This window comes from Algoriphagus aurantiacus (assembly GCF_035156405.1).
Classification (GTDB): domain Bacteria; phylum Bacteroidota; class Bacteroidia; order Cytophagales; family Cyclobacteriaceae; genus Algoriphagus; species Algoriphagus aurantiacus.
On the sequence record NZ_JAXRUT010000003.1, the window covers coordinates 244,458 to 262,632 of the forward strand.

At 38.9% G+C, this 18,175-nt stretch carries 8 protein-coding genes; all 8 read left to right on the top strand.

The features are described 5' to 3' along the window. The 8 genes from SYJ56_RS04725 to SYJ56_RS04760 all read left to right on the top strand — a co-directional run bounded on the left by SYJ56_RS04725 (position 1) and on the right by SYJ56_RS04760 (position 18,121). A complete protein-coding gene (locus SYJ56_RS04725) occupies positions 1-1,314 on the top strand; it encodes an outer membrane beta-barrel family protein (protein WP_323832483.1) in 1,314 nt (437 codons plus the stop codon). 819 nt (positions 1,315-2,133) lie between these two features. After that, positions 2,134-2,355: a hypothetical protein gene (locus tag SYJ56_RS04730; protein WP_323832484.1), complete on the top strand. Its 222-nt coding sequence runs from the start codon at positions 2,134-2,136 to the stop codon at positions 2,353-2,355. 176 nt (positions 2,356-2,531) lie between these two features. Then, the gene (locus SYJ56_RS04735) at positions 2,532-7,769 is read left to right on the top strand and encodes a DEAD/DEAH box helicase (RefSeq protein WP_323832485.1); all 5,238 of its coding nucleotides are present in this window, start codon (positions 2,532-2,534) and stop codon (positions 7,767-7,769) included. Then, positions 7,766-10,594, top strand: coding sequence for a helicase-related protein (locus SYJ56_RS04740; protein ID WP_323832486.1), 2,829 nt, complete (start codon positions 7,766-7,768; stop codon positions 10,592-10,594). The genes SYJ56_RS04735 and SYJ56_RS04740 overlap by 4 nt, the downstream gene beginning before the upstream one ends. A gap of 1 nt (position 10,595) precedes the next feature. Then, positions 10,596-12,143 (top strand): RNA-binding domain-containing protein, encoded by a 1,548-nt coding sequence (locus SYJ56_RS04745; protein ID WP_323832487.1) that lies wholly within the window; start codon positions 10,596-10,598, stop codon positions 12,141-12,143. A gap of 123 nt (positions 12,144-12,266) precedes the next feature. After that, positions 12,267-12,872 (top strand): hypothetical protein, encoded by a 606-nt coding sequence (locus tag SYJ56_RS04750; RefSeq protein WP_323832488.1) that lies wholly within the window; start codon positions 12,267-12,269, stop codon positions 12,870-12,872. Positions 12,873-12,881: 9 nt separating this feature from the next. Then, positions 12,882-17,732 carry an Eco57I restriction-modification methylase domain-containing protein gene (locus tag SYJ56_RS04755; RefSeq protein WP_323832489.1) on the top strand — a complete coding sequence of 1,617 codons (4,851 nt, stop codon included), beginning with the start codon at positions 12,882-12,884 and terminating at the stop codon, positions 17,730-17,732. After that, the gene (locus SYJ56_RS04760) at positions 17,729-18,121 is read left to right on the top strand and encodes a hypothetical protein (RefSeq protein ID WP_323832490.1); all 393 of its coding nucleotides are present in this window, start codon (positions 17,729-17,731) and stop codon (positions 18,119-18,121) included. Before SYJ56_RS04755 ends, SYJ56_RS04760 begins: the two co-directional genes overlap by 4 nt. Positions 18,122-18,175 lie beyond the last annotated feature (54 nt).

Consider the following 18,175-nt stretch of genomic DNA (forward strand, 5'->3'; position numbering starts at 1 on the left):
TTGAATTTAAGACATAAGTTCAAGAAGAAAGGCTCAAACTTTGGATTAGATATTGACCATATTATTTACGAAACCGGAAACAATCAAAATTTTGAAGATGTTACTTATGGAGATCAACAAAATCTCTTAGCCCAAGATCTTTTAATCGGAACTTTAAATTCCAAACTTCAGATTTCATCAGCAAAAGCTGACTATACAAATCCTTTAGGAGCCTCTACAATTTTATCCTTTGGCGGTAAGGGATCGTTCACTAAAACTGATAATTCAGCAGAATATTTTTCAATAGTAGCCATGGACTCTATTCCTGACTATGGCAAGACAAACCAATTTCTTTATGACGAAAATATTATTGCTGCATATGTTAATTTGAATAAAGAGTATAAAAAATTAAGTCTTCAAGCTGGGTTACGATATGAAAGAACAATTTCGAACGGGCATCAGCTTGGTATTGCAACCAAACCTGATTCTACTTTTAAAAGAAAATATGATGGTTTATTCCCAACATTTTTTGCTCTATATAAAATAGATTCCTTATTGAAACATCAAATTAGGCTTAACTATGGACGAAGAATTGACAGGCCTTATTTTCAAGACCTTAATCCCTTTATCACCCCACTGAATAAATATACATTTTATGTAGGTAACCCTTTGCTTCTTCCTTCCTTCTCCAAAAAAGTTGAATTAAGTTATATTTTAAATGGGAATACCACTGCTACAATAGGTTACAGCCATTCAAAAGATCAGGTGAATGAAACTATTGAGATTGAAAATGAAATATATTACAGTAGACCAGGCAACATAGGAAGTACTAAACTGATAAACTTTTCTGTAGATGGCAACTATGACATTTCGGACTGGTTCAGATTCCAATTCTTTGGTTCTATGGATTTTGTGAACATCAGAAGTAATTTTTATGATGGTCCCTTAGAACACAAAGGAATCAATGGGTATTTACAAGCACTTTTCTCCTTTGAATTTGGAAATAATTGGAATATTCAACTAGATGGGAATTATCGTTCAAAAGTGACCAATGCCCAATTTTTATATAGTAGCAAAGGAGCTTTGAACATAGGTGTTTCAAAAAAACTTAGCGAGCGATCCTTTTTAAGCCTTACTGGGAGTGATTTATTGTACACCAACATAAATCAAGGTGAAATTAGAAATCTAGACCAGTCTGAAGCTAGATATAAGAATTTAGGAGATACACGAAGAGTTCTTTTAACGTTTCGATTAAACCTTGGAAAGGAGTTTAACAGTAAACCAAGGCATCAATCAAATGGAGCCGAAGATGAAATCAATCGAGTCAAGAATTAGATATAACGAAATATTGATTTTAGAGTGGGCACAGGTTATTCCCGTCTAGCTCAGGGGAATTGATTCCTGACCATCTTCCAATTTATATGGTTGATTTATGGATTAATCAATTTGATTAAAGAGGTACTTGTTGGTGACTAGATTATTGACCGATGCGATTTGACAATTCAGGATTATGAATTGGAGCATGCTCGGATATTTCCGATGCGTCATTATTATCCTCCCAATGTCAATTTGCGTCCGAGAAGAAAACGTATTCCTCCAAATCATTCGGATAGGGATACGTTTTTGGTAATGGATCGATCGCTATCACCGAAGAATAAAGCGCTGCTAAAAGAGCTCGAGGAGCTAAGCGCTCGGGTTGTGGCGAAGCTGAACAAGATAGGATACTCAAAGGGTTGGGAGGAGCGGAAAAGAAAGGAAATGATATCCGACTTCTCGTGGTTGATGCCATTCATAACCTAGAGCTGCGTAGATTTTCCCGCATGGGTGATGCGTAGCGGAAATTAGAAGAACTTGGACTAACTTTTACGAATAGGTGATTTTCTCTAATCTGATTTATGGTGCGTACTACCCATTAATCCTTCTTTTTCCTTGATTTATTTGCCGATGTATTCTAATGCCCCATTCCGGTTTTGTCCAATTGTATGCACAAAGGTCGAACTGTCAGTTAGCTTCAAAAAATTGGGGCTTTGAGCAGAATTTGCTAAAAACAGAGTTTCCTACGGACTGCCTCCCAGTTTTTAAATTCTAAATTTTTTGCGCTTTTCCGGTCCGTTCTAAATGACCCGCATAAATTTTAACTAAAACCAAAATAGTATGGCATTCTCAAAAAAGTACATCGGTAAAGGAAAGCAAGTTGAAAACATGGACATTGTGGAAGTAAGCCTTAACATGGCTGAGCTTCAAAACCACACCTTCGAATATGAGAGCGAAACCTACATAAAGTTCAATGTCGCCAAACTGAAAGAACCAGATCAGTATGGAAAAACTCACACGGTTTACGTTTCTGTCAAAGAGCCGGAATCTGAGGAATCTTGATTGAAAAGCCCTTCGGGGCTTTTTTACTTAGTAAACATATTTTAGGACAAGATTGTAATTAAGTTACATACGTCCCTTGCACTTTGCAAGGGACGTTCAAAATATCTTAAGTTTTTACTTCTCATCCTTTTCTCTATTTTTAACTTACTCTTTCGCACCATATTTTTGATTTATCAATGCAAGCATTTGAAGTTCATAAAAAAATAGTTGAGGATTATAAGGATTACCTGAAAAGTTTTAACATCATTAAAGACTTAAGAATCAACGACGTTGTAGACAGAGCATTTAAAGATCATGAGTACATTCCTGAACCTTTAATCCAGTTTAATCCATCTTTCAAAAAGGCTGCTGCATTAGATGATTTGGTAAAGGAAGGGCTACTTCACCCAAATATGAATAGGGTTTTCAAAGGATATCATCTTTTTACCCATCAAGAACAAGCAATTAGGCTTGGAGCAAACGATCAATCATTCATTGTTACTTCGGGAACTGGCTCGGGCAAATCATTAACATTTCTTGGGACTATATTCGATTTCCTATTTAAGAATCCGGAAAAATCAGGAATCAAAGCAATTTTGGTTTATCCTATGAATGCTTTGATCAATTCTCAATTTGAGGAGATTCAAAAATTTGCATATAATTATGGAGATGATTTTCCTATCTCATTTAAGAAATATACTGGACAGGAATCTGAGCAAGACCGTCAAGAAGTAGAGGGTAATTTTCCTGACATTCTTTTGACAAACTATATGATGCTTGAGTTACTTCTGACGAGAGGAAAAGAGGCATCTATCCGTAATTCAATATCAAATAATCTTCAGTACTTGGTATTCGATGAACTCCACACTTATAGAGGAAGACAAGGTGCTGATGTGTCCATGCTCATTAGAAGATTGAAATCTATTTGTTCAAATAAAGTGATTTCAATAGGCACCTCAGCGACTATGGCATCAGGAGATGATAATCTTGATGAAAAGCAAGTTGTTGCAGATGTAGCCACCGAGATTTTTGGAGAGGACTTTGACAAAGAGCAAATCATTGGAGAAACTCTGGAGACAATAACGAGAGTAGTGAATAAACTGCCATCTGCAATTGACCTTCAAGAAGCGATGGCTATGGATATTGATTTGGAATGGTCTGAAGATCAGTTTAAAACTCATCCATTAGCAATATGGCTGGAAAATGAAATAGCACTTACAACTGGAAATCTTGGTGAAATTAAAAGAGCTAAACCACTTGCGCTTAGCAAGGTTATTGAAAAATTAAATCAAGCATCTAAGCTCAATAATCTATCCAAATGTCAGCTCTTTCTAACAAGGTTTTTTGAATGGTCCGAGAAGCTGAATATCAAAAATGTGTCAAAAAGGCTCTCGTTCTTGCCTTTCAAGATTCATCAGTTTATTTCCCAAACAGGAAATGTATATGTTACTCTTGAGAATAGAGGAAAGCGCAAGATTACACTTGAAGATGGACGATACCTCAAAGAAAATGGAGATGAGAAATTTATCTTTCCAGTTTTATTCAGCAGATATACCGGACATGATTTTATATGTGTCAAAAAGAATTTTTCTGACAATAAGTTCGAGCCTCGTGAGCCGGACGATCTTCCTGCCAGAATCACCAAAGATGAACTTAAGGGGAATAGAGACGAGAAGCGCACAAAGAAAAAACTTGATGAGAAAAATTTCGAAGCAGGTTACTTGGTATTGCCATCCAGTGAGGGGGAAGAGATATGGAATGATGAAATGATAGAATCACTTCCTGAAACTTGGTGGAAAGAAAAAAAAGGTGAAATCCAGATTGATAACTTTTATGAATTTCGTATCCCCAAGAAAGTTTATTTTGATGAACAAGGAAGGTTTTCAGAGGAGCCTATTGGCGGTTTGGATTTAACAGGCTGGTTTGTCGCAGCTCCATTATACCTTGATCCTACTTGCGGGGTAATATATGATCCTCGCACGAGGGAAAATACTAAACTCATGAAGGTTGGGAATGTAGGGCGAAGTACAGCCACTACCATTTCTACTTTTAGTATTCTCAAAGCTCAGTATGAACAAAAGGTATCGAAGAGTGATCAGAAGCTTTTAAGCTTTACAGACAATAGACAAGATGCTTCTTTGCAAACAGGTCATTTTAACGACTTTCTAATGATCGGGAGATTGAGGTCTTCTATATACAGAGCATTGAAATTGGCTGAGAATTATAGTTTGGGAATAGACACAATCTCTGATTCAGTTTTTAAAACCTTGGGTTTAAAAGAAGAAGATTATGCTAAAAACCCAAGTGATCCAGAATGGCCTGATGAAGACAATGAGAAGGCACTTAAGGATTATTTAAAAGTTAGAATACTTTATGATTTGAGAAGAGGGTGGCGATATAATACGCCGAATCTTGAACAGTGTGCTCTTTTAAATATAGATTACTATAGGTTAGATGAGTTCACTCAGAAAGAGTCTTTTTTTGCTGGCAATGAGTTGTTAGAACCTATGGAGCCAGAAGGGAGACAGCAGATTCTTCTTCATGTACTCAATTATTTCCGAACCGCTTTTGCTTTCGATTTTTATCTCTTTGAAGAAGAGAATAGAGAAGCTCTACAAGAGAGATTGAAGCAACGACTGGATTCAAATAAGGAATGGTCTCTGGACGCTGATGAAAGATTGGAGCGACCTCCATTTTTGACATACGAACGAGCTGGAAGAGTAAAAAAGAGAGTGTTCCTTGAAAGTATAGGGGCCACTTCCAACTTAGGTAAGTACATTAAGAGACTATTTATTAGATATGATTTAGGTCCTATCAAAGGGAAAGAGCTTACTGAGTTTATTGATTCTTTATGTAACCTTCTGAAGAAGGGAAATTATCTTTCAGAGAAACCAATCACCGGAGACAAAGGAGTAGTTCGAGGTTTTCAGCTAAGAGTTGAAAAGGTGATTTGGAAGCTTGGAGATTTGGAAAACGTATTGCCCGATGAAGTAAGGATTAATACAACCGGAGAGAGTGTTCAAATTCAACCTAATCATTATTTTAAAAAATTCTATCAACAGGATTTTACACGATTCGATAAATTCTTCAAAGCAGCTGAACATACAGGACAAGTCGGTGCTCAGGATCGAATTATGCGAGAAAAGGATTTTCGAACTGGAGAGATTTCAGCTCTTTACTGTTCGCCAACAATGGAGCTTGGGATTGATATAGCTAATCTGAGTATTGTGCATATGAGAAATGTCCCTCCAAATCCAGCAAATTACGCTCAGCGAAGTGGTAGAGCTGGTAGAAGTGGGCAAACTGCACTTGCATTCACTTATTGCTCAAGCATGTCTCCACATGATCGCCATTATTTCAGGAATTCAATTGATATGGTAGCTGGTTCGGTAAAGGCGCCAAGAATCGACTTGATCAATGAGGAATTAATTGCTTCTCATTTGAATGCCTTCATATTCATGAATTTGGGATTGACTAATATCAATAGTTCAGTTAAGGACTTTGTTGACATCGATCAGAAAAAGGATTTGCCAGTTTTTAAGAAGACTCTTGATTTTATTGAAGATCAAACCAAGCATTTTAAGGATTCATGGATTATAGGATTTAAGAAAGTTATCCTTGACAAACATTTTTATTTGGCAAAATCAAATTGGTTTACGGATGAATGGTTAGATATAAGGTGTAGTGAGTTTGGATCAAACTTGAATAAGAGTTTTGATCGATGGAGAACCTTGTTCAAAAATGCAGCAAAACTTATAGAACAATCCAATAGAATTATTGAAGATCCTACTTATAGTAAGGATAGCTCGGAGGCAAGAGAGGCAAAGCGTATGCAAGCCATTGGTCAGCGTCAAAGGGATTTGTTGTTAAATGTTTCTAAAAGAGATGGTACTAATGATTCTGAATTTTATGTCTACAGATATTTAGCTGCAGAAGGATTTCTTCCAGGGTACAATTTCACTCGACTTCCTGTCAGAGCATTTATAGGCAAGAGGAGTCAAGACGAAGGAGTATTTATTTCGAGGCCTCGATTTATTGCTTTAAGAGAATTTGGTCCAGGTAATTTGATTTATAATAATGGAGGGAAATTCAGAGTTACACGGATGCAACTTTCTGAATCGGATGCCAAGACCGACTTTTTAAAAATCTCCACCAAAACAGGGTATGCTTGGTTGGGAGAAGAAGGAAAGACAGTAAATAATGACCCGATCACTCAAGAGCCATTAAAGGGTCAAGCGAATGCTGCAGTCTATAATAACATCATGGAGCTTGTAGAATCCGACACATGGCCACAAGAAAGAATATCTTCAGAGGAAGAGGAAAGAATGTCATCCGGCTATGAAATAGAGCAGTTTTTCAACTTCCCGAAAGGGATTGATAGCACACAAAAAACAGTTCTCAAATCTTCAGGTCATGCACTGATGAATCTCACCTTTTGTCCCGCAGCGAAGCTCATTCAAGTAAATAAGCGATGGAGATCTTCGAAAACTCCTGAAGGTGATGAAGAAGTAGGTTTTACTATTGGGAAAGTTTCTGGTAAATGGTTAAAAAAAGCAGAATTGGATAATCCTGATCGTGAAAATGATCCTGCTATGACAGTTCATTTATATACTACTGATACAGCGGATAGCCTTTACATGCAGCCCATAAAAGCATTGGCACTGGATGAGGATGGAGTTATATCTCTCACATACGCTTTGAAAAGAGCGATTGAACAAGTCTTCCAGATAGAGGAATCTGAAGTTGGGGTTTGGTTCTTGGGACCCGAAGATTCCAGGAATATTTTAGTCTATGAGTCAGCGGAAGGAAGTTTGGGTATACTTTCTCAGATGGTTCAGAATCCAGCTAAGCTAAGAGAGGTTTTTAGTACAGCTTATTCATTAATGCACTTCGATCCACAAACCAAAGAAGACACTGCGCCCGATAAGCCTAAAGCAAGCTATGACGACCTGTTATCTTATTATAATCAGAGATATCATGAAAGCTTAGACAGGTTTAAAATAAAGTCAGCTCTTGAGCATTTAATGATTTGTGAAGTTGATACAAGTGGAGCTGGAAATAGTGGACATAGCGAAAGGAATGAACATTTTCATGAATTATTAGCTCGGTATGATACAAGTTCAGATATGGAGAGACGTCTGATTGAACACTTGTATAAAAATGACTATTTGCTACCAGATAAAGCTCAAATCAATCTTAGTGGCAGTCTTGGATTTTATATTAGCGCTGACTTTGTTTTCTTAAACCCTGATAAAACCATTCGTACAGTATTATTCTGTGATGGCTCCGTTCACGATCGGAAAGAGGTTCGCGAGGATGATAGTCACAAAAGAACCATCTTGCGTGAAAGCGGGATGGATATTATAGAATGGTATTATTCAGAGTCAATTCCTGATTTGATAGAAAGAAGGAAAGATATTTTTAGAAAAACATGATTACAAAAGAAAAACCATCTCCGGGTAAACTAATATCTCTTCGAGGTAGAGAATGGGTCGTATTACCTACTGATGACGAAGATATACTTAAGGTAAAACCCTTAGGGGGTTCTGATGATGAATCAACTGGAATCTATTTACCATTGATGATTCCTGAAGATCAATGGAAAGAAGCCACTTTTCCAAAACCAGAAAGTACAGACTTAGGAGATTTTGAAACTGCAAAGCTACTTTTTGAAGCTTCCCGACTTTCATTTAGAAATGCCAGCGGTCCATTCAGAGCTATGGGGAAGCTTTCCTTCAGACCAAGATCCTATCAAATTGTACCATTAGTGATGGCGCTGAAGCAAGAAGTCGTGAGGCTTTTGATTGCTGATGATGTAGGGATTGGTAAAACAGTAGAAGCGCTGATTATCTTAAGAGAACAGATTGAAAGAGGTGAAGTAAAGCGTTTTGCAGTAATCTGTCAGCCACACTTGTGTGAGCAATGGCATAAGGAGCTGAAAGACAAATTGGATCTTGATGCTGAGATTATTCGTAGTAGTACAGTTTCATCTTTGGAGAGAAAACTTACAGGTTCGGAAAGCATATTTAAAGCGTTTCCATATCAGGTCATCTCAATTGATTACATCAAAAGTGATCGAAGGAAACCAATATTTCTAAATGATTGCCCAGAGTTTCTGATAGTAGATGAAGCTCATACTGCCACCAAACCTGCAGGTGCAAGCTCCCCTTCTCAACAGCAGCGATATCACTTACTTCATGATCTTGCCAAGGATCAAAAAAGACACATTTTGCTCCTTACAGCTACACCTCATAGTGGGAAAGATGAAGAGTTTCAGGCGCTGTTGGGCTTGCTTAAGCCAGACTTTGAGAAAATCAATTTGGAAGACTTCGATCAGAAAAAGCGGGAAGAACTTTCCAAATATTTTATCCAGCGAAAAAGAGAGCAGATCAAAAAGTGGCTTTCTGAGGAGACTCCTTTTCCTGATCGAGACATCAAAGAAATAGGCTATAAGCTCTCTGCAGATTACATTCACTTTTTTAGAGAGGCTCAGTCTTTTGCAAGAGGATTGACTCAAGGAGCTGAGCAACATAAAGGATTAAAGGGTAAGTATTGGGCAGCCTTAGCATTGCTTCGAGGAATTATGTCTTCCCCGGCAGCAGGTTTGGAGATGCTAAAAGGAAAGATTCAACGTAGTGAAGAGGATGCTCCAGAAATAGTCTATGAAGAAAACCCAGTCATAGAAAGAATTGAAGAAGATACAGATTCCACACAATTGGAACTTCTGGATCAGGCTGGACTGGAAGGGGCTGAGATAGAGGTTTTAAAAAGCCTTGCTGCAGACTTGGAGCAATTGGCAAATATAAAGCAGGATAAAAAAGTAGCTAATGCATTAAGTATTGTAAAGAATTGGATTAAGGAAGGTTTTCATCCTATTATTTTCTGCAAGTACATAGCGACGGCGAAATATTTGGAGGAAATATTCCAAGCTAATTTACCGAAATCTATAGAAGTCCAAGCAATCACTTCCGAGCTCCCTGATGAGCAGCGTAAGGAGCGGATTGAGGTAATGGAGAAATGCGATAAGCGTGTGTTGATTGCTACAGATTGTTTAAGTGAAGGGATCAACTTGCAAAAAGGGTTTAATGCTGTACTGCACTATGATTTACCCTGGAATCCAAATCGCTTAGAGCAGCGGGAAGGAAGGGTTGATAGATATGGCCAAAATAGCCCAGAAGTAAAAACATGGCTTTTGTGGGGTGAGGACAATCCTATTGATGCTATTGTACTAAAAGTATTGATTCGGAAGGTTAGAGATATCCAGAAATCAACTGGTGTATCAATTAGCCTTGGTGAGGATAACCGTTCCATTATGGATGCAGTTCTTAATGAAGTACTACTTGATCCTCAAAAAGCATTGGAAAAATCTCAGATCAGTCTCGATTTTGGTTCAGATTATCAAGAGTCCATTATCACAAGAGAATTGGAAGCCGCTAAGCTTAAAGCTCAAAATTTAAGAAGCATTTTCGCACACATGTCGGTCCCACAGGAAGAGATTGAAGATGATTTAAAGAAGGTAGATGAGGCTATCGGTGATATCCAGTCTGTGGAAACATTGGTGTTGAATGGTATAGTACATCTGAAAGGAAGTTATAAAAAAGAAGATCATGGCTATCGAATTTTACTTCAAAACCTTCCTCCTCATCTTAGAGAAGCTTTGGGGACTAAGTCGGATTACCGAGTTAGTTTCTATTCTCCTACCCCTGAGGGCTATCAATACATTGGCAGGAACCATAAGTTTACGGAGCAATTGTGTCAGTATCTACTTTCACTGGCTTTCGAGAAAAAAGCTGATTTTGACCAAGTAGCACGTGCTGCAGTAATTCAAACTTCTTCAGTCAAAACCCAAACTACCATCATTCAATTTCGGGTAAGAAATGTGATCAAAGAGGTACAGAGTAAAATTGAGAATATTTCAGAAGAGATGTATCTGTGGGGATTTGAAGGCCTTTCACAAGGAGGCGATATTTTAGACTATGCATCTTGCAAGAAATTACTGTTTGAGGCTGAAAGTACCCAGAACTTATCTAAGGAAAGGCAGATAGACACATTTAGTCATCAGATGTCGCTCTTTCAAGGAAGACTGGATGAGTTCGTTGAGATTGCTGAAGAAAGATCTGTTCAGTTAGTGGAAGCGCATGGCAGATTCAAGAAATTGGTTGGAGGAAAGCGCTATGAAGCAGTTCATCCGATTCTGCCTCCAGATATTTTGGGAGTTTATGTATTCCTGCCTACACCTGTACAATTTGTAATAAATTGATATGGCGTTACCAATTAACATTAATGATTTGCTATTAGGGCGTGCAGTTGAGTCTGAACGCGTAGAGTATAAGCGCGGCTGGAATCCCGGCCCGATCTATCGCTCAATCTGTGCCTTTGCCAATGACTTCAATGATATTGGAGGTGGATATGTTATCATAGGAATAGACGAGGAGAATGGGATGCCTATACTTCCTCCTGTCGGGTTGAAGGAGAATGAAATTGATGGGATTCTGAAAGACATGGTTGGCATGAATAATCTGATCAACCCTACCTATCATCCAAAAATTAGTATAGAAGAAGTCCAAGGAGCAAAAGTACTGGTGATCTGGGTCTATGCTGGAGATAACAGGCCTTACGAAGTGCCGGACGAGATCAAAGCCAAAGAGAAGAAGTATAATTACTACATCCGCTATGGATCCAGTAGTATTAAGGCCAATAAAAGCCAAAGAGAAGAGCTTATCACGTTAAGTGGAAAGATTCCTTTTGATGATCGGCCAAACACGCTGACAAGTTATGCCAAGGTTTCGATGATCTTGGTTAAGGATTATCTGAAAAAAGTAGATAGTAAACTTTTGGAGTCTATAGAAACGCTTAGCGTTGAACAGGTTCTTTCACAGATGCAATTGCTTTATGGCCCGCCGGAAATGCTTCATCCCCGCAATGTGGCCTTGATGATGTTTACCGAAAACCCAGAAATTTACTTTCCCTATTCTCGCGTGGAAATTGTCCATTTCCCAAATGGGGAATCTGGCCCTGAGTTTTTTGAGGTACCACCAATTAATGGTCCTGTAGATCACATGATCAAGCAAACATTGGATTACTTAAAGATCAACGTACTGAAACAGAAAACTACAAAGATCAAAGGGCATGCGGAATCTGAGCGGGTTTGGAATTATCCTTATGAAGCGTTAGAAGAAGTAGTTGCTAATGCCTTATACCACCGGGACTATCAAACACGTGAGCCAGTGGAAATCCGCGTTTATCCAGATTGCCTAATGGTCATCAATTATGGAGGGCCAGATCGTAGTATCAAGCTTTCTGAGTTTAAAAATGGGACGGTATTTCCGAGAAGGTACCGGAACCGTAGATTGGGAGATTTCTTGAAGGAGTTGGATTTGACCGAAGGTAAAGCAACTGGGATTCCTGCCATCCGGAAAGCGATGAAGATAAACGGTTCACCTGCTCCAGTGTATAACACGGATGAGGATCGTAGCTATTTTCATGTGACTCTTCCCGTTCATCCAGCCTTTTTGGAGTCAACTAAAGTTCGGAGAAAAACGAAATCAGGTTCGGAGAAAAGCACTGATCTTGCTCTTATGAGTTCGGAGAAAATCATAGAAGAGTTCGGAGAAAACTCCTATAAAATCCTCCTTGCTATCCAGGAAGATCTCACAGTTTCAGCATCTGATGTAGCTCAAAAAATCCACTTGTCAAGCCGTGGGGTAGAAAAAAACATTGCAAAATTAAAGGCCACAGGGGTTTTGGAAAGAATAGGTCCTGATAAAGGAGGGGAATGGAAGCTATTGATCAGAATCAAAAACGATTAGAAAATGAGTATTTTCCAGTTCGGAGTAAAATCAACTAAAGTTCGGAGATCAAAAACTAAAGCTCATAAGACACTGCTTTTGAGTTCGGAGGAAAATTAATCAGAATAGAGAAAACAGCTCAAAATGCCAAAGAGACTAAGAAGAGAACCAATTTATATAGCTCCTCAAATTATTGGGAAAATCAATGAAGATGGTAATCCATGGGTTTTTGATGAGATTACGATGGAGGAGTTAAATCCAAATGAACCCTATGATAAAATCAAAATTTACGAGCGACAGGTAAAAGGATGGTTTTTGGAACCAGCATTTAAATTGGCAAGATATAAAAACGAAAATAAAGGCTTCATTGTCCTCATGATTTGTCTTTCTTATATAGAGGGAGTTGAAGAATATAAAACCGGTCAATCAAGTCGAGATATGAGTAAAGAATTTTTCCGAAATGGTTTACACCGAATTTATCCTGAATTATTTACTAACGACCAATTAAACAGACTCTATAGAGAAGCTCGCTGTGGCCTTTTTCACAACGGCATGGTAAGGGGGCAAATAATTATTAACAATCAATTTGAGAATAGTTTGTCATTTCCTGATGAAGAAACGATAAAGATTAGTCCTCCAAAATTCCTAAAAAAAATTGCCGATGATTTTGATTCTTTTCTTGAATCCCTACAAGAAGATGAAACAGCAAGAAGTAGGTTTAGTGCACGGTTTTCAAATGTTAACAATTAGCAATAACACATGAACTTCCCCAGCATAACCATACAAGGCTCAATTATTAGTACTGAGACACTTGATAAAATTTCTCGCGATGAGATCGATTTTCAGCGCAGCCTGGATTTTGGTTTTAAAAAGGATATAAAAATCAGAGATGAAATAGGTCTCGCCTATGCTATTGCCCGTGGCTATTGGAATAGCTTTCGCTTAAAAGTAGAGCGATTGAGTCTCAACGCAGCGGCAACGACCGAAACACGTAACCTTTGGATGATTCCTTTTTTAACTGAGCTCGGCTATACCGTGGAAAAGGCTAATCAGGAGGTGATCAATGGGAAATCCTACGCAATTTCCCATCGAGCTCAAAATTTAGAGCGATTCCCAATCCATATTGTAGGGATCCGGCAAGACTTAGATAAACGCGATGATTTTACTCAAACCAGACTTTCCTCGCATGGTTTGGTTCAGGAATACATCAACATGACCGATGACCACCTTTATGCGTTGGTCACCAATGGACAAACTCTACGAATTCTTCGCGATTCATCCAGGTTGGTCAAACTTGCCTACGTGGAGTTCAATTTAGAAAAGATTTTTGAAGAGGATCTCTTCTCAGACTTCGCCATCCTTTTTCGTTTGATCCATGCTTCCAGAATGCCTCAACAATCTGGAGAAGGTGAAAAAGCTATTATTGAAAAATACCATCAGTTTTCGCTTGAATCCGGTAATAGAATTCGTAAAAATCTTAGACAAGCGGTCAAAAATTCTCTCGATATTTTGGGATCAGGTTTTTTATATAACCGGTTAAATTCTGAATTTTCTGAAGCAGTGCAGGTTGGTAAGATAGAAGCAAAACCCTACTTCGATACTTTATTAAGGACGATTTATAGACTTTTATTTCTTATTGTGACTGAGGAGCGAAAGCTTATCTACCCTGTGGATTCTCAAAACTCTAAGTCCAGAACTATTTATTTCAACTATTACAGTATTGAACGACTTCGAAGACTTGCCCTCAAGCGCAACTTTGTAGAGAATGATAAAATTGACCTTTGGGAAGGATTGAAAACGACATTCAAGCTTTTTGAATCTAATGGCTATGGTAAACCTCTTGGGATAGAACCTTTGGGTGGAAACCTGTTCAGCGAATCTGCTTTCCAAGTAAATGACTTTTCGCTGCATGAATTAAAGCTGACAAATAAGGACTTGCTTCAAGTTATTGCTAACCTAACGCTAACTCGAAATGAATCAGGAAATCTTTCGAGGGTCAATTATAGTGACTTGGATGTAGAAGAGTTGGGGTCTGTTTATGAAGGGCTCTTAGAACTTCATCCTGTTTTCTATACAGAAAGTAGTTCTCCTACTTTTGGTTTCACAGAAGGATCTGAACGGAAATTAACTGGTTCTTATTACACACGCCATGATCTGGTGGCACAGCTGATCAAAACTTCCCTCATCCCTCTCATAGAGGAGCGACTGTCCGAAGAGTCTAATCCTGCGGATAAAGAAAAAGCCCTGCTTGATATCAAAATCTGCGATCCGGCAGCTGGATCAGGACATTTTCTCTTGGCAGGGGCGCGAACGCTGGCCTATTATCTGGCTGTGGTGCGCTCTGGGGAAGACAATCCAGGTGAAAAATGGATGACACAAGCCAAGCGTGAGGTGATCCAACGTTGTGTCTATGGTGTAGATTTAAATCCGGCAGCAGTCGAGCTTTGCCGTTTGGCCTTATGGATAGAAGGGCACAATTCAGGTAAGCCACTCAGCTTCTTAGAGCATAAAATTAAAAATGGAAATGCCTTAGTCGGGGTAGATAAGCTTGGACTTCTAACAGACGGGATACCCGATGGGGCTTTTCAGGTGGCGGTCGGTGATGAAAAGGAAGTGCTCAAAGTCGAAAAGAAGATTAATGATGGGTTCCGTAAGAAAAAGCAGTTCTCTCTATTTATGGGCAAAACGCATTTCGACGAGGATATCCACCGGTTTGCAGAGAGTAATCGAGCGATCGATGCCATCCGTGGAGATTCTCTCTCAGAAGTGGAGCAACAGAAGAAATGCTATGAGGCTTCACGGGCCAATCAAGGCTGGATGAAGACCATAACCGCATGTAATCTCTACACCTATTCGTTTTATCAGCCGTACAATTCTGATCAACGGCACTTTGTGAACTCCGAATTTCTGGCCCAATACCTGCAGTCAGCAGGTAGCCTAAATGCTCAATTGGAAGCTAAAGCCTTTGCTCAAGGAGTAACCTCGAAGTTTTTTCACTGGGCCTTAGAATTTCCGGAAATCATCGAGAAAGGTGGATTTGATTTAATCTTGGCCAATCCGCCGTGGGAGCGGATTAAGCTGCAAGAGAAGGAATTTTTCATGGAAAAAGACTCAGAAGTAGCCAAAGCAGCTAATTCTGCCTCCAGAAAAAAACTGATTCAAAAACTTCAAGATAAAAATCCCAAACTCTGGTTGGATTTTCTGAATGCTCTCCATGAGTCGGAGTCTTCTTCAAAGTTTGTAAGGGAGAGTGGGCGTTTTCCATTGGCAGGAAGAGGGGATGTCAATACCTATTGGGTATTTTCTGAATTAATTGAAAAGACCACTAATGATCAGGGTGCAGCTGGTTTTATCGTTCCTACTGGAATTGCTACAGATGATACCACCAAGTTTTATTTTGCTGACCTGATTGAGAAAGGAAGGTTGGTCTCTCTATTTGATTTTGAAAATAAGAAGGGGATATTCCCACAAGTCCATCGAAGTACAAAATTCAGCCTAATAACCCTTGGTGCTATCAAAAAAAGGCGACAGTCCACCTTTGGGTTTTTCCTACATGATGTGTTGGATATTTTGGACAAGGAGCGAGTGTTCACTTTAGGTCAACGTGATTTTCTTAACATTAATCCCAACACAAAAACCACCCCGATCTTCCGGACTCGAAAAGATGCGGAACTCACTGCCAAAATCTATAGTCGGGTGCCCGTTCTGATCAACGAAGCCAAAAACCAAAACCCATGGGGGATTAGCTTCAAGACTATGTTCCACATGAGTAGCGATTCTCACCTGTTTAAGACGGAACCAGAACTCTGGGAAATGGGCTTTACCCTAAAGGGAAACCGCTTCCAACAAGGAGAGGAGCTATGGCTTCCGCTGTATGAGAGCAAAATGATCTGGCACTATGACCACCGCTTCGGTACTTATTTAGGAGTCGACAGCCGTACCAGTACCCAAACTCCAACACCATCTTTGGAACAATACCAAGACCCTAACTATTTGATCAAGCCATGGTATTGGGTGGAAAGAAAAGAGATCTTAAAGCAAACCAACTCAAACTTTTTTCATGGATTTAGGGATATCACAAATTCAACAAATGAGCGATCAGTTATTTCCTGTTTTAATGGGTTATCTGCCATTGGACATACTCAACCTATATTAGTTTTCAGTAAATCTAATCCTGTAGATCAGCTGGTCTTCAATAGTTTAATTTCAAGTCTTACACTTGATTTTGTATCTCGACAGAAAGTTGGAGGGACTCATTTGACATACAACTATTTTAAGCAGTTACCAATACTGATTTTTTCTTCGATTTCAAAAATTACGAAGGAGGAGATTGTTTCCATTTCAATTGACCTCATCTACTCATCGTGGGACATAAAGTCCTTTGCCGATGAATTGTGGGAAGAGGCAGATCAAGATCTTCGAAACGCCATTCAAGTCCAATGGGAAGAGAATAGAGCCGAAACTAGTGGGCATAGTATGGACTTGCCCGAGTGGAAAAATGCCTATCCTGAGATCGCTTGGGAAAAAGAGAAAGGTTGTCCACTGCCTCCCTTCAAGTGGGATGAGGAGCGAAGGGCGAATCTTAAGGCGGAGTTGGATGCTTACTTTGCCTTACTCTATGGTTTGGAGCGGGATGAGTTACGCTATATCCTCGATCCTCAGGATGTTTATGGAGACGAGTTCCCCGGGGAGACCTTCCGTGTCCTGAAAGAAAAAGACATCCGAAAGTATGGCGAATACCGTACCCGTCGGTTAGTCCTCGAAGCCTACGACAGCCTCCGTCCCAATTGGGATATGGAAGCACATTTGGAGCTATTGCAGAAGATATGGGAAGAGTGTCAGGTTGATTTGAATTCAGGAGAGAAAAGCCTCAATAAAACCACTCAAAAGAAAACAGTTGTTCGAAAGCCGCAGATAGGCTTAGATTTATTTAATCAGCCAGATAATCAAAATATTATGAAAGAATTTGGGCTAAACGATGGAATTTACTCCATTTCAGATGCTGCCGAAATATCGGGTTTCTCAAGAGACAAGGTTAAAAGGTGGTTTAAAGAATTGGCCTCAGAAAAATACGAAGGGATTTCTGGTTTTGACCCGACTGATCAGGAAAAAACCAGAATCAGCTTTCATGGTCTAATTGAGTTGGTGGTCATTGGTTCACTAAGGGAATACTGCAGCCTGAAGGATATTTTAGTAGCGAGGAAGGATTATGGGGAACGTACTGGTAAATCCTATCCTTTTGCTAATAATAATGTTGATAAAGAAATCAAGGCGGCTGGGAAATCAGTTGTGTTTGAACTTTCAAATGGCGAGTTTATTACTCTGAATGGCAGCGGACAGTATAACTTTTATTTTATAACTGAATTCTTTAAGGATATTAAATTTAATAAAGAAGGAATTGCCGAACGAATGATTCCTTCTAAGGGAAATGGTTCTGTAATTATTGATCCAAAGCTTGCTGGAGGGCTTCCTTATGTCAAAGGAACGAAAGGGGTTACTGCGAAAATGATAGAATCTTTTTATACTGGATCCAACTCTTTGCCTATGATCTCAAAAATGTATAAAATCTCGATTGAGGAAATAAACAATGTATTGAATTACTCCTCATGAAGAGATTAAAGATTTTAATTGACCCAAGCTTTCCAGATCAATTAGTGGATTCGTTGAAGGCAATCCATGATCTTCAAGACGAAAAGAAATACGAGATATTTACATGGTCCGAAGGTATTGAAGAACAATTTTCCTTATCCGAGTCAGTATTTCTCGCTGTTGATCATTCAAAAAAAGGGCTCTCCGAAATTGTGGTGAAACAATTAGAAGATGGGTATAGCATGTTTGTAATGAAATTGGGGACTGGATTAGATTTTTTTGAATTTGCCATGACAGTTTTAAGAGTTTGGCCTTTTATAATCAAAAAATCAGAGGATAGTACCTTGGGTACCTTTTGCTATACTTTTAACTATGGAGGAAGGAAATTGAAACAAGTAAACTGGAATTAGATAATTGACTGGGGTCTAACCACTAATGAATATATCAAAGTCATAAGCTGCAAA

Bases quoted from the DNA above. Each gene is read 5' to 3' on its own strand.
- SYJ56_RS04755 (WP_323832489.1), top strand. From the start codon at position 12,882: ATGAACTTCCCCAGCATAACCATACAAGGCTCAATTATTAGTACTGAG.
- SYJ56_RS04735 (WP_323832485.1), top strand. From the start codon at position 2,532: ATGCAAGCATTTGAAGTTCATAAAAAAATAGTTGAGGATTATAAGGAT.
- SYJ56_RS04740 (WP_323832486.1), top strand. From the start codon at position 7,766: ATGATTACAAAAGAAAAACCATCTCCGGGTAAACTAATATCTCTTCGA.
- SYJ56_RS04760 (WP_323832490.1), top strand. From the start codon at position 17,729: ATGAAGAGATTAAAGATTTTAATTGACCCAAGCTTTCCAGATCAATTA.
- SYJ56_RS04730 (WP_323832484.1), top strand. From the start codon at position 2,134: ATGGCATTCTCAAAAAAGTACATCGGTAAAGGAAAGCAAGTTGAAAAC.
- SYJ56_RS04750 (WP_323832488.1), top strand. From the start codon at position 12,267: ATGCCAAAGAGACTAAGAAGAGAACCAATTTATATAGCTCCTCAAATT.
- SYJ56_RS04745 (WP_323832487.1), top strand. From the start codon at position 10,596: ATGGCGTTACCAATTAACATTAATGATTTGCTATTAGGGCGTGCAGTT.